Source organism: Pseudomonas sp. TNT2022 ID1044 (assembly GCF_028656895.1).
Taxonomy (GTDB): domain Bacteria; phylum Pseudomonadota; class Gammaproteobacteria; order Pseudomonadales; family Pseudomonadaceae; genus Aquipseudomonas; species Aquipseudomonas reinekei.
On record NZ_JAMDHB010000010.1, the window covers coordinates 233,716 to 246,842 of the forward strand.

At 61.1% G+C, this 13,127-nt stretch carries 12 protein-coding genes; 5 read left to right on the forward strand and 7 right to left on the reverse strand.

From position 1 onward, the window contains the following. The first annotated feature begins 8 nt into the window (after window positions 1-8). Window positions 9-809 (forward strand): N-acyl homoserine lactonase family protein, encoded by an 801-nt coding sequence (locus M5G20_RS15965; RefSeq protein WP_212625749.1) that lies wholly within the window; start codon window positions 9-11, stop codon window positions 807-809. A gap of 39 nt (window positions 810-848) precedes the next feature. Here the strand turns inward: M5G20_RS15965 and M5G20_RS15970 are convergent, their stop codons facing one another. From M5G20_RS15970 to M5G20_RS15985, 4 genes are all read right to left on the reverse strand, one after another. Next, a complete protein-coding gene (locus M5G20_RS15970) occupies window positions 849-2,294 on the reverse strand; it encodes an aminotransferase-like domain-containing protein (protein ID WP_273919862.1) in 1,446 nt (481 codons plus the stop codon). A gap of 338 nt (window positions 2,295-2,632) precedes the next feature. Next, window positions 2,633-3,337, reverse strand: coding sequence for a hypothetical protein (locus M5G20_RS15975; RefSeq protein ID WP_273919863.1), 705 nt, complete (start codon window positions 3,335-3,337; stop codon window positions 2,633-2,635). A gap of 222 nt (window positions 3,338-3,559) precedes the next feature. Continuing rightward, window positions 3,560-5,080 (reverse strand): sensor histidine kinase, encoded by a 1,521-nt coding sequence (locus M5G20_RS15980; RefSeq protein WP_273919864.1) that lies wholly within the window; start codon window positions 5,078-5,080, stop codon window positions 3,560-3,562. Further along, on the reverse strand, window positions 5,077-5,796 hold the full coding sequence (locus tag M5G20_RS15985; protein WP_273919865.1) for a response regulator transcription factor: 720 nt from the start codon (window positions 5,794-5,796) through the stop codon (window positions 5,077-5,079). Before M5G20_RS15985 ends, M5G20_RS15980 begins: the two co-directional genes overlap by 4 nt. A 267-nt stretch (window positions 5,797-6,063) precedes the next feature. Here M5G20_RS15985 and msrB point away from each other — a divergent pair, with 267 nt between their 5' ends. Then, the gene (gene msrB, locus M5G20_RS15990) at window positions 6,064-6,582 is read left to right on the forward strand and encodes a peptide-methionine (R)-S-oxide reductase MsrB (protein ID WP_273919866.1); all 519 of its coding nucleotides are present in this window, start codon (window positions 6,064-6,066) and stop codon (window positions 6,580-6,582) included. A gap of 34 nt (window positions 6,583-6,616) precedes the next feature. Next, a complete protein-coding gene (gene msrA, locus M5G20_RS15995) occupies window positions 6,617-7,324 on the forward strand; it encodes a peptide-methionine (S)-S-oxide reductase MsrA (RefSeq protein WP_273919868.1) in 708 nt (235 codons plus the stop codon). 4 nt (window positions 7,325-7,328) lie between these two features. Here msrA and M5G20_RS16000 read toward each other — a convergent pair whose 3' ends face one another. Further along, window positions 7,329-8,342: a sensor domain-containing diguanylate cyclase gene (locus M5G20_RS16000; RefSeq protein WP_273919869.1), complete on the reverse strand. Its 1,014-nt coding sequence runs from the start codon at window positions 8,340-8,342 to the stop codon at window positions 7,329-7,331. A gap of 61 nt (window positions 8,343-8,403) precedes the next feature. Beyond that, window positions 8,404-9,309, reverse strand: a complete 906-nt coding sequence (locus M5G20_RS16005; RefSeq protein WP_273919871.1) for a LysR family transcriptional regulator — start codon at window positions 9,307-9,309, stop codon at window positions 8,404-8,406. A 102-nt stretch (window positions 9,310-9,411) separates the two neighbouring features. Here M5G20_RS16005 and M5G20_RS16010 point away from each other — a divergent pair, with 102 nt between their 5' ends. Next, window positions 9,412-10,587, forward strand: a complete 1,176-nt coding sequence (locus tag M5G20_RS16010; RefSeq protein ID WP_273919872.1) for an aspartate aminotransferase family protein — start codon at window positions 9,412-9,414, stop codon at window positions 10,585-10,587. Window positions 10,588-10,799: 212 nt separating this feature from the next. Here the strand turns inward: M5G20_RS16010 and M5G20_RS16015 are convergent, their stop codons facing one another. Further along, window positions 10,800-12,716: an alkaline phosphatase D family protein gene (locus M5G20_RS16015; protein ID WP_273919873.1), complete on the reverse strand. Its 1,917-nt coding sequence runs from the start codon at window positions 12,714-12,716 to the stop codon at window positions 10,800-10,802. A gap of 117 nt (window positions 12,717-12,833) precedes the next feature. Here M5G20_RS16015 and M5G20_RS16020 point away from each other — a divergent pair, with 117 nt between their 5' ends. Then, complete coding sequence (locus tag M5G20_RS16020; RefSeq protein WP_273919874.1) at window positions 12,834-13,097, forward strand: hypothetical protein; 264 nt, start codon at window positions 12,834-12,836, stop codon at window positions 13,095-13,097. Window positions 13,098-13,127 lie beyond the last annotated feature (30 nt).

Below are 13,127 nucleotides of genomic sequence, written 5' to 3' on the forward strand. Positions count from 1 at the left end.
AGGTGTGCATGTCCGTTCCTGTGTACGAAGTATTCGCCATCCGCGTCGGCGCCAATGCCCAACGCACCGCCCGGGAGAATTTTCTCTACGACGCCTGCTGTGGTGATCCGAATGCGCCGATGCCGCTGGATTACTATTTCTGGGTCATTCGCAACGCGCAGCAGGTGATCGTGGTCGACACCTGTTTTCAACCGGCCACGGCGGATCGGCGCAATCGCCAGATGTATCGCCTGCCGGAAGAATCCCTGCGGCAACTGGACATCGATCCGGCGCAGGTCGAGCACCTGATCCTTACGCATTTGCACTGGGATCATGCCGGCAATCTGGGGCTGTTTCCCAAGGCCACGGTGCATCTGCAGGAGGCGGAACTGCGCTTCTGCACCGGGCCGAAAATGGCTCATCACACGGTCAACAAAACCTACGAAGTCGAGGACGTGATGTCGGCGCTGCCGCCACTGTTCGAAGGGCGGATGCGTTTGCACAACGGCACGGTGCAAGTGATGCCTGGCGTCACCCTGCATGCGGTGGGCGGTCACACGCCGGGCAGTCAGGTGGTGCGGGTCAACACCGCGCGCGGCTGGATTGTTCTGGCGTCGGACGCCGCGCATTTGTGGGTCAACATTCGCGAACGCAGCCCGTTTCCGATCATCGATGACCTGGCGCAAAGCCTTGAGGCGTTCAGCGAAATCGATCGCCTGGCCGATAGCGAAGACCACGTCATCCCCGGCCACGACCCACTGATCGCCGAGCGTTTCCCGCACTGGAACGACGACCCGCACATCATCAGCCTGCACCAGCCCCCAATCTGAAGATCACCGCAAAACCTGTAAGAGCTGGCAAGCCAGCTCTTACAAGGGTTGAGTTAACCCTGGTTTTTTTAGCAGGCGTCCCAACGTCTGCAATGCTTCATCGATCCTCGGCGAATACGGTGTTCCACAGCCAATGCGCACAAAGTTCTTGAAGCGCTTGGCGTTGGAAAAGATATCCCCAGGTGAAATCTGGATGCCGACGTTCAACGCTTCCTGAAAAAGCGCCATGGATGAATGCTGCACGGGCAATTCCACCCACAGCAACGTGCCGCCTCGCGGGTTGGTCACCCGGGGGCCTTCGGGAAAGTAGCGCAGGATTGCCGCGCTCATGTGCTGGCGCTGTTGGGTCAGGGTTTTCTTCAGGCGCCGCAGGTAGCGCTCGTACGATGGCGTGCCCATGAACGCACTGACCGCCAGTTGCGACAGCTTCTCGCAGCCTCGGGTCTGGGTGTGCTTGAGCATTTCCACGCGGTCGTGCCACTTCCCGGCGCTGATCCAGCCCAGGCGCAGGCCCGGGGCCAGGGTTTTGTTCAGCGAAGCGCAATAGATCACGTTGTCGGTGCGGTCCCAGTGCTTGAGGGTGGACAGCGGTTGCTCGGTGTCCACCAGGTCACCGTAGGTATCGTCCTCGATCAGCACCGTGTCGTGCTCGGCACAGAGCTTCACCAGTCGCGCCTTGTGGGTGTCGGGCATGATGCTGCCCAGCGGATTGTGCAGATTGGGCATGACGATCAGCGCCTTGATCCGCTCCGGCCCTTGCAGCAGGTGTTCCAGGGCCGTCAGGTGAATCCCCGCGTGGGCCGAGGCCGGGACTTCCAGCACCCGCAGGTTCAGGCTGTCGAGAATTTGCAGCAGGCCGTAGAAGGTCGGCGACTCCACGGCCACGGTATCGCCGGGTTGGGTCACGGCACGCAGGGCCAGGTTGATCGCTTCGGTGGCGCCATGGGTGATCACAATGCGATCGGCCGTCAGGTGGGTCTTGGCGGTCAGCATCCGGCGGGCAAGGACGTTGCGTAGCGCACTGTTGCCGCAAGTCGAGCCCGTGGTGTCGTACAGGTGCTGATCCTGGCGCAAGGCCTTGAGCATGTTGTCCTGCAAGACCTTCAACGGATAGAGCGCAGGGGCGCAGTAGGCGCTGGCCAGGTTGACCTTGATCGTCGCCTGCTGACTGGCTTTGAGCACCGCTGACACGTGCTCGTGTATGCCGACATAGACGCCCGTATCCAGCGGTGGCGGCAGGGTGAGCGCAACGGGGCTGGTCGGCGTGTCGGGCTGACGAATGTAATTGCCCGAGCGCGGTCGGGCTTCCAGCACGCCACAGTCTTCAAGCTCGCGGCATACCTGCACGGCGGTCGACAGGCTGACGGCGTGTTTTTCCATCATCAGCCGTATCGAGGGCAGGCGTTCGCCGGTTTTCAGGGTGCCGCTGCGGATTGCGTCCAGGTAATGATTGGCCAGCTGACGGTAGAGCGGGAGCGTGTTCATGATGACCTCGGCAGTCGCACCACTGAGGTCCCTGGCTGGAAAGTGAATTGACGCTCCACGACCGTTTCAGGACCGGCGGACCCGTGGTGCTGATGGGTGAAGGGAAGAGTTGTTCTGCTGTCGATACTGGAAGACTAATCATGGTTTTGCTCGAATCGCGGGCAATAAAAAGCCCCGCACGGTGGCGGGGCTCTAAGTGAGTGCCTGAGGCACCTGTGGCGAGGGGGCTTGTTCGCGCCTGAGTGCGAAGCACTCACAAAAATCGGCAGGTAATGTCAGATGTTTGGGGCCGCTTTACAGCCCAGCGCGAGCAAGCTCGCTCGCCACAACGGGATCGGTTACTGCGCGGCGATGCTGTAGCCGTCGAACGCCGTCTGCTGTTGCAGCGCGGTGATGATGTTCTTGCGGTTGACCGCTTGTTCGGCCCCGGCATTGTCCAGGAACGTCTCGCTTTCCAGCTCCGCGTCGTCGCCTTCGCCAACGAAGGTGAAACCGAGGAACTCCAGGGCTTCACGGTCGACGCTCAGGCGCGAGCGCGGGGTGCGCAGGGGCAGGGTGACGCTGATGCCGTCCTTGCTGATGGTGAACACTTCGACTTCTTTCTTGGCCTTGGCGGCTTTGCTCTTGCCGCCGCTCGGGTTGCTGATGGCCTGGTGGGTCTGGTTCAGCACTTTCAGGGCCAGGCCGTAGACGATCTCCTGGAACGCCGGGTCGTCCTTGAAGCTGGACAGGATGCGGCTGATCGGGAATTTGCTGCTCAGGTCTTCGAGGGCGGCGATGTCGGCGGCCTCGGCGTCCTTGAGCTGCTTGAGCTGGCCCATCAGTTCGTAGGCTTTGTCATCGTCGAAGCTGTCGTGGGCCTGACGGATAGCGGCACGCAGTTCGCGGATCTGGTCGCTTTCGCGGGTCGACTGGAAAGCGTCCAGCACCATCTCGCTGATGGTTTTCGCCTGAGGCACGTGTTGTGAAAGATTGATGGAGTTTTCGTATTCCGCTTTGGACGACAAGGTGACTACGGATTCAGCGGTATTGGAATCGGACATTGAAATTTCACTACTTTTTTCAGCTTGAATTGGGGCGAGAAAGCTTGGGGGCTTTTTCAGGTCGCCTAATCTATTGGACCGGGGCGGCGTTGTCACGACCCAACAGGCCAACGGACAAAATCAAGCGCATCGCTGCCGGCTCCCACAGTGATTCAGGTTGTCCGCCCATCTTGCGTACACTCGCTAACCCTGTGGGAGCTGGCCTGTCAGGCACCACAGTTCTCAAGCCTGCCGCGGTGTATTGAGGTTCATCGACCGCACCGCCAATGCCGTTGCCGTTTCCTCATCAATCGGCAATGAAAACCGAAACGTCGCCCCGCGTCCCGGCATGTCGATCAACTGAATCTCGCGCCCATGCAATTGCAGGATGCGATGCACAATCCGCAGTCCCAACCCGCCATCACGCCGTGCGCCGCCGATATTGAACGGCCGCAGGAACAACCCCTCACGCAGTTGCGGCGCGATGCCCGGCCCACTGTCGCTCACTGTGACTTCGATATACGCACCCTGGGGGCGCAGGCTCAACTCAACCTCGCCACCCGCCGGGGTATGGCGCAACGCGTTATCGAACAGATTGGTCAGCACCCGCTCGATCAGCCCCAGGTCGGCGCAGGCCGCTGAAACGTTCGGCGCGAACGTGGCCTTCAGTTCGATTTGACGCGCTTCGGCAGTGAGCTCGAACTTCTGGAAGATGTCCTGGGCCAGATCGGTCAGGGAAAACCGCTCCAGCACCGGTTGCACAAAACCGTGTTCCAGGCGCACCAGTTCCAGCAACGACTGCGCCAGCCCACCCACTTTGCGGCTTTGATCCAGGGCGATGCCCAAATAGCGACGGCGGTCGGCGGGGGACAGCGTGGCGTCCTTGAGCGACAGGGTTTCCAGATAACCGTGCAGCGAGGCCAGCGGCGTGCGCAGGTCGTGGGAGATGTTCGCCACCAGTTCCCGGCGCTCCTGATCCTGGCGGGTCAACGAGCGCCACTGCTCACCGAGGCGCGCCTGCATCTGCCGGAACGTGGCGTCGAGGATCGCGATTTCATCGTGGCTGGCGGTTTTTTCCACGGTGACGGGCAGGGCGGGGGTGACCGGGACGCCATCAATGTCGAACTGACTGACGGTGTCAGTCAAACGACGCAATGGCCGGGTGATCAAGGCAAACGCGGTGAGACCGGCAATCAGGCACAGCATCGCCACCAGGCCAATCGACAGCAGGGCGGTATTGAGTGCGGCGCTGGTGGCACCGCGTTCGGCCAGTCGATCGTGGTCTTCACCGAGCAGCACCACGTAGAGATAACCGGCTGGTTTGCCATTGACCTTCAGCGGCGCGGCGCTGAACACTTTGCGCGCATCGACACTGCGCGGGTCGTCGCCGAGAATCGGCAGGGCATCGCCACGCAGCAGGCGCTGGACCGGTGCCAGGTCGAGCCGCTCACGGCGGATCCGCCCCTCGGGCGCGGCGCTGCCGACAATTTTGCCCTCGGTGTCCAGCAGGTACACCTCGACGCTCGGGTTGACCTGCATCAGCTTGCTGAACAGGTCGCGCACGGCATTGGGCATCAGGCCCTGGGTGTCCATCAGCACGGTGTCATTGGCGATGTGTTGCGCCAGATCCCGGGACAAGCCTTGCACCACTTCCTGTTCATGCAACTGGTTGGAGCGCACCTGCATCCACGCCGACGTGCCGCAGCACACCAGCAGCAGCACGGCGAACACCAGTGACAGGCGCTGCGTGAGGGTCAGCCTCATGGCTGGAGTTCCTCCCCGGTGGCGAATTTGTAGCCTCGGCCCCACACCGTGAGGATACGCACCGGTTGCGCCGGGTCGGCTTCGATCTTGGCGCGCAGGCGATTGATGTGGGTGTTGACCGTGTGTTCGTAGCCTTCGTGGCTGTAGCCCCACACGGCGTTGAGCAGGTCCATGCGCGAAAACACCTTGCCGGGCTGACGGGCGAAGAAATACAGCAAGTCGAATTCCCGGGGCGTGAGGTCCAGGCGCCGGCCGTCGAGGGCCACCTCGCGGGTGATCGGGTCGATGGTCAGGCCGTCGATGTCCAGGCTGCCGGCGTCCATCTTCAGGTTGCGCGCCATGGCATCGACCCGGCGCAACAGGGCTTTGACCCGCGCCACCAGTTCCAGCATGGAAAACGGCTTGGCCAGGTAATCATCGGCACCCAGTTCGAGGCCGAGAATGCGGTGCACTTCGCTGGAGCGTGCACTGGTGATGATGATCGGCGTGTAGCGGGCCATGGCCCGGGCTCGGCGACAGATCTCCAGACCATCGACGCCGGGCAGCATCAGGTCGAGGACCAGCGCATCCCAGTTGCCTTGTTGCAGCAGGCGCATGCCTTCAGTGCCATCGGCGCTGTGCACCACCTCGAACTGCTCATCTCGCAGGTGCAGGCAGATCAGGTCGGCGATGTGCTGATCGTCCTCGACCACGAGGACGCGTTTGGTCTGTTCCATCCAGCTCAATCCTTCGGCGCAATGAGCGCATTGTGCGAAAACCACGCTGTAGGAGCCGGCTTGCTGGCGATGGAGTATCAGTCGACACCTGGGTACCTGACACAGCATCGCCAGCAAGCCGGCTCCTACATTGAATTGCCCAGTCATTGTGCGGGTTTTTCAGCGCCCGAGTTATCACGAATTGTTTAACTTCCCGTGAGGATTTGGCGATCACCCAAAGCCTAGGCTGTGTTCCATGAAACACCCCTGGTTTTTTGGGAGACGCGCATGTTTTCACGACGGCATTTTCTTGTAGCGAGCGGCGGGCTCGGGGTGGCAGCCCTGGCGATTGGCCTGTTGCCAAAGTTTTCCACAGGCGCGGCATTGATCAGCGAAGCCAGCGCAGCCGAGGCGTTCGAAGTCACCCACAGCGACAGCGAATGGCACGCGATCCTCAGTGACGAGCAATACGAAATCCTGCGCGAAGAAGGTACCGAACGCGCCTACAGCAGCCCGCTGAACAACGAACACCGTGACGGCACGTTCGTCTGCGCCGGTTGCGATCTGCCGCTGTTTTCCTCGGCCACCAAGTTCGACAGCCACACCGGTTGGCCGAGCTTCTGGGCACCGCTGGACAAGGCTGTGGCCACCCGACAGGACCGTGCCTTCGGCATGGTCCGCGAAGAGGTGCACTGCCGACGTTGCGGCGGGCACTTGGGCCATGTCTTCGATGACGGCCCGAAACCCACCGGCCTGCGCTACTGCATGAACGGTCTGGCGATGAAGTTCGAGCCCCGCGCCGTCTGATTTTTATCCCTTGGATTATTCAGGAGTGCCCTGCATGAAAACCCTGTTCACCTGGCGCCGTACGCTGTTGGCAATCGCCACGGTCGGCGTGATTGGCCAATGCTCTGCGTTCTCTTTTGGGGGGGCCGAAGAGGCGGTGATCATTCCGCCGCCGACCCTTGATCAAACCACTCAGGCCCACAGCGAAACGGCGGTGTTTGCCGGCGGTTGTTTCTGGGGCGTGCAAGGGGTGTTTCAGCACGTCAAAGGCGTGAAAGACGCCGTGTCCGGTTACGCCGGTGGTGCCGCCAATACCGCGCAATACGAGCGTGTCAGCAACGGCAATACCGGGCATGCGGAGGCTGTCGAAGTGACGTTCGATCCGACCCAGGTCAGTTACGGCACCTTGCTGCAAATCTACTTCTCGGTGGCGCACAACCCGACCGAACTCAACCGCCAGGGGCCGGATACTGGCACGCAATATCGCTCGGCGATTTTCACCAAAAGCGCTGAGCAGCAAAAAGTCGCCGAGGCCTACATCGCCCAACTCGATGCGGCCAAATCGTTCAGCAAACCAATCGTGACCAAACTGGAAAGCTACAACGGTTTCTATCCGGCGGAGGAAGAGCATCAGGACTTTCTGACCGAGCACCCGACCTATCCGTACATCGTGATCAACGACCTGCCGAAGGTGAAGCAGCTCAAGCAGCTGTTCCCGGATCGCTATCAGGAAAAACCGGTGCTGGTGAAGGACGGGATTTAAGGTTTTATCCCGAGATCACATTCTTGCCGGCGATTTTCGAGCGGTACAGCGCCTGATCGGCGCGCGCCATCAGGCCAGTCTGTTGCTCTTCGTCAAAACGCTGGACTACGCCGAAACTCATGGTCACGTGGAAGTCGCCCACGGGCAGCAATTCCGAGAGGCCATGGCGGATTTTTTCGGCGAGGGTCCGGGCTTCGGCCAATGAGGTGTTGGGCAGCGTCATGATGAATTCGTCGCCGCCCCAGCGAGCCAGCAGGTCACCTTCGCGCACGAAGCGTTTGACGTTCTCGACCACGTGCACCAACGCGGCATCGCCCAAGGCATGGCCGTAGTGATCGTTGATGGTCTTGAAATCGTCGATGTCCATGGCGATGAGCGACAGCGGTTCGCGAAAGCGTTGGGCACGCTCGCAGGCTTGGGGCAGGTGTTGTTCCAGGCAATACCGATTGGCAATGGCGGTCAGCGTGTCGGTTTGCGCCAGTTTGCGGTTTTCTTCCAGTTGCAGCTGCAGCTGTTGATTGACCCGTGACAGTTCGCGGGTGCGTTCTTCAATCAGGGCTTCGAGGGAGTGATTGCGCCGTTCGAGTTCTTCGAACAGGCGGCGCTTGTCTTCGATGCTGCGGTGCGCACCGATCATCCGGGCCACCGAACCGTCGGCATTGCGTGCCAGGATGTGGCCGCGATCTTCGATCCACAGGTAATTGCCATCCTGCATGCGGCAGCGGTATTCAGCCTGGTAGCCGGGGGCGCGCTGGCTCAGGTAATCGTCGAACAGGGCCATGACCCGCGGGTAATCGTCGGGGTGAATGACGTTCTCCCAGGTCAGCACATTGTTGTCCAGGGAGTGCGGCGTGTAGCCGAGCATCTCGTACCAGCGCGCCGTGCGATAGACGAAACCGGTGTTGGCGTTCCAGTCCCAGATGCCATCGCTGACCAGTTCCAGGATGGTGTGCAGCATGTCGTCATTCATGTCTGCCGCGTTGAACTTCAACGGCTCGATATTCGATGCCTCGCCCATCTGCGCTCTCCCTGTCAGTGATCCGTCAGCGCGCAGATTAGTGCATGGCGCATTCGGCCTGCTAGTGCTTGCCCCACTTCTGCACCGCGAATTCGACGAAACGCCGCAATTTCGGCAACCGGTGACGATCCTGTGCGTAGACCAGGTGCATTGGCCGACTCGGCGGGCAGTAATCCGGCATCAGCGCTTGCAGTTTGCCTTCCCGCAGATCCTGTTCGACCAGCGCGTCGGGCATCATCACGATCCCCATGCCAGTCAACGCCGCCTGATGCAGCCCGGCCGAGCTGTTGATCAGCATCGGCCCGCTGACCCCCACGCTGACTTCGCCGTCAGGCCCGGCCAGACGCCACTCCTTTTGCACCGATTGCCAGTCATCCCCGGCCGGATAGGCAAAGGACAGGCAGTCGTGCTGGCGCAGGTCTTCAGGTGTTTGCGGCGTACCGCGACGGGCCAGATACGCCGGTGAGGCGCACATGGTCAGGGTGTAGTCGATCAGCGGCCGGGCGATCAGGTTGGAGGGCTCCAGCGCACCGAGTCGAAACGCCACATCCAGACCGTTTTCCAGCAGATCCGGGCGGCGGTTGGTCAGCACCACATCGAGTTTCACTCGCGGGTTTTGCAGGCTGAACTCACTCAGTGCCGGCGCCAGGCGCTCGGTGCCGAAGGTCAAGGGGGCGGTGATGCGCAAGTTGCCGCTCGGCTCGTCGAGGGCCTGCTCGGCCAGACGTTCGGAATCCGCCACCAGTCCCAGCACTTCGAGGCAACGCTGGTAATAGGCGCTGCCGAACTCCGTCAGACGCTGGCGCCGCGTCGTGCGGTGGAGCAGGCGCACACCCAGGCGCTGCTCCAGTGCCTTGAGGTGATTGCCGACCATGGTCGTGGACATTTCGCACTGAAAAGCGGCGGCCGTCATGCTGCCGGTCTCCACCACTTTGACGTAGACGCTCATTGCCTGAAACAGATCCATTATCAAGCCCGGTTTTTAAATGATTGAAGTTTTTAAGCGTTTATCCAGCTCTGGTGGCTAACCATACTGCAAAAACACCGACCCTTGCTGGAGCTTGATGTCATGACCGCCGCCTGCCTGATGAGCACTTATCAACCCTTGGCCCTGAGTTTCAACAAAGGGCTGGGCACTCGCTTGTGGGATCAGGCCGGCCGCGAATACCTGGACGCGGTGGCCGGCGTGGCGGTGACCAACGTCGGCCATTCCCACCCGAAAATCGTCGCGGCCATTACCGAACAGGCCGGGTTGCTGCTGCACACGTCCAACCTCTACAGCATCGACTGGCAACAGCAATTGGCGCAGAAACTGACGCGGCTGGCGGGCATGGACCGGGCGTTCTTCAACAATTCCGGGGCAGAGGCCAACGAAACGGCGCTGAAAATCGCTCGATTGTACGGCTGGCGCAAGGGGATTGAAGAGCCGCTGGTGGTGGTCATGGAGAACGCTTTCCACGGTCGGACCCTTGGCACCTTGTCCGCCAGCGACGGCCCGGCCGTGCGCCTGGGCTTCAACAAACTGCCGGGGGATTTCGTCAAAGTCCCGTTCGGAGATCTCAAGGCACTGGAGAAACTGCAACAGGCCCATGGCGCTCGGATCGTGGCGATCCTGATGGAGCCGATCCAGGGCGAAAGCGGCGTACAACTGGCGCCGCCTGGTTATCTCAAGGCGCTGCGCGAACTGTGCAACCGGCGTTCGTGGCTGCTGATGCTCGACGAGATCCAGACCGGCATCGGTCGCACCGGCCAGTGGTTTGCGTTCCAGCACGAAGGCATCGTCCCGGACGTCATGACCCTGGCCAAAGGCCTGGGCAACGGCGTGCCCATCGGCGCCTGCCTGGCCCGTGGCAAAGCCGCCGAACTCTTCACCCCGGGCAGCCACGGCAGCACCTTCGGCGGTAATCCGCTGGCTTGCCGGGTCGGTTGCACCGTGCTGGATATCGTTGAAGAGCAGGGCCTGCTGGAAAACGCCCGGCTTCAGGGCGAACGGCTGCTGGACAGATTGCGCATGGAGTTGGCCGACAATCCCAATGTGCTGGCGATCCGCGGTCAGGGCCTGATGATCGGCATCGAACTAAAGCAACCCATCCGCGACCTGAGCCTGATCGCCGCCCGGGATCACGCCTTGCTGATCAACGTGACCCGGGGCCAGACCATTCGGCTGCTACCACCGCTGACGATTGATGAGCGGGAGGTGGAGATGATTGTCAGGGGAGTGAGTCGGGCGATTGTTCAGTGGTGATATCTGAGCAGGTTGATTCGTTTGAGCCCGGCCTTATCGTTTTGCTGAAACCAGATGATCTGAGACTCGTCGAATCCACTTCGGGATGTTTCCATGAGCGACACCGATCAAGTGTGGGAGTGAGCCTGCTCGTGAAGGCGGTGTGACAGTTACCACTTAGGTGACTGATAGATTGCTATCGCGAGCAAGCCCGCTCCCACAGGTTTTAGCGGTCATTCGTCGATTTCGGGAGCCACCATCCGCGTCTTTGGTGCCCCATTCGAGTTGAGCTGGAAAATCTCCTGCGGCTGTCCTTTCTCATTAAAGAACACCTGCCCGATCCCCGCCGAATTCCACAGCCGTTCGCCGGCCTCGGCGTGTTCCGGAACGTGCGGCACGATGCGCATGCGCCGACGTTTGGTCAGCCAGTTGAGTGGCGAACGCGGCGAGTACAGCCAGCGGTTGAGGCGGTCGAACCATTCCAGCAGCGCGGGCGGAAATTCGTTCTTGATGCCGCTGCTGGTGATCTGCCAGATGCGTGGCCCGGCCTTGCGGTGGCGGATCAGCACTTCGTAGACGAAGGAGTAATGCACGTCGCCGGACAACACCACGTAATTACCCGGTGTGCGCGAGTGGCGGAAAATGTTCAGGATCACCTGGGCCGCGCCGCGATGGGCCATCCAGTTTTCCGCGTCCACCAGCAGCGGATAACCGAACCAGCTGAACACCCGTTGCACCGTTTCGATCAGTTTCACCCCGAACACCGGCGCCGGTGAAACGATGATGGCGCTGGGGTGATCCAGCAATTCCTGTTGCAGTTCGCTGAGGGCCTCCCAGTCGAGCAGGCCCGAAGGCTGTTTGAGGTTCATCTCGCTGCGCCAGCGCCGCGTGCGGGTGTCGAGCACCACCATGGCCGGCGTGGTGGGCAGCACGTAATGCCAATGCTGGAAACGCAAAAGTTCGTCGATCAAACCGTCCTGGACGTCGCTGTCCAGATAGCGGTCATGCCCGGTGTCGCTGAAGGCGCGGGCCGCTGCCACGACATCGACAAAAGCATCCGGGTTATTGCCCCAGCCCTGGCACAGCATGTAAGCGATCAACGCATTGCCGATGATGCGTCTGGAGAATGGATGGCCGTAAGCCGTTTCCTCCCATTGCGCGGAAAGATTCCAGTCGTCGGTGATGTCGTGGTCGTCGAAAATCATCAGTGTCGGCACATGCGCCAGCGCTCGCGCGACGTTGCCCAGGCCAGCCTTGAAGCCGTCGATGCGCGTCTGTTCCAGCGCATACCGCTCACGTCGTTCCTTGATCAGTTTTGGCGGCTTTGGGTTTATCAACGTCCAGGGTGTCGGCGACCAGACGAGCAGGTACATGGCCATGACTTCAGCGAAAGTCACCAGATGATTGTCGGCACTGCTGCTGGTGAAAATCGGCTTGCGCGCACCGCCGAAGAAACGATCACGCAGGGTTTCGTTGCTCTTGAGGGCCGGCAGCAAATCGGCGCGGTGGTAGTAGCAGGCAGCGTGGCCGTACAGCGCGGCGCTGTCGCTGACCACGGCACCTTCGAGGTGCTCGCCGAACAGCCCCAACCGCTCGATCAATTCATGAATCGCCCGCAACATCGGCCCGGCAACGTCGTCGGCGTACACCTGATCGCCGCTCATCATCAACAGCGCGGGGCGATCCCCGGCTTGGTGTTCTTGCGCCAGCAAGTTATCGACGCACAGCAAACCGTCGGTCGCCGGGTGATGCGGCTTGCGGCAGGAACCGTGCAACAACTGATCGATGCGCGAACGCAGGACAAAGTCCGGGCAACCGGCCTCGCCGTACAGCAGGTGAGGCGCCCAATCGGCGATGCCTTTCCCGTCTTCCAGTAGCAGGTCGTATGCGATGCGTTCGTCGCAGGGCAGGGCGGCGTCCAGCGACACATCGATCAAATGCACAAAGGCGTGCGTACCCACGGCAATCACCGTGCATTGCCCGTCGTCGAGACGGATATCGGCGACGCCCTGCAGACGCAACGTCAGCTCCAGCGCACGCGACCCCACCAGCCACATCACCAGTCGCGACGGCTCCAGTCGGCGCAACAGCGGGCCGGCGAGTACGGGAGGCAGGGAATGATCATCAGGCAGGGGCAGCGTTGCGGACATCCGGGTTCTAAACTCTTGGGGCGTAGAGGCGGGGATGATAGCGCAGGTGACGACGGGGCAGGCTAAAGTGAGCCAACGATGCGGCTTCATTCCTATGTCGATCGAAGAGAGGAACCCATGAACAAATTCATCTTGCCAGCACTGGCGATTTTGCTGCTGGCCCAATCCCCGGCCCATGCCATCAACGATAAGTACCGCAAGCAACTTGAGAAGTCCGGCTGCACCCAGATGAGTGAGTTGCAGGGCTGTGATATTCACAAGACCAAGGCCGAAAACGCCAAGGCCGGGTTTACCAACCCGGCAGCCCCTGCCGCCGGCGAAAAAACCAGGGAACAGACCCCGGACACCCAGGAGGGAGCCGCCTCGCCTGTCACCAAATGAAAAGCCATTGTCGTCTGATGAGAAGCGTCT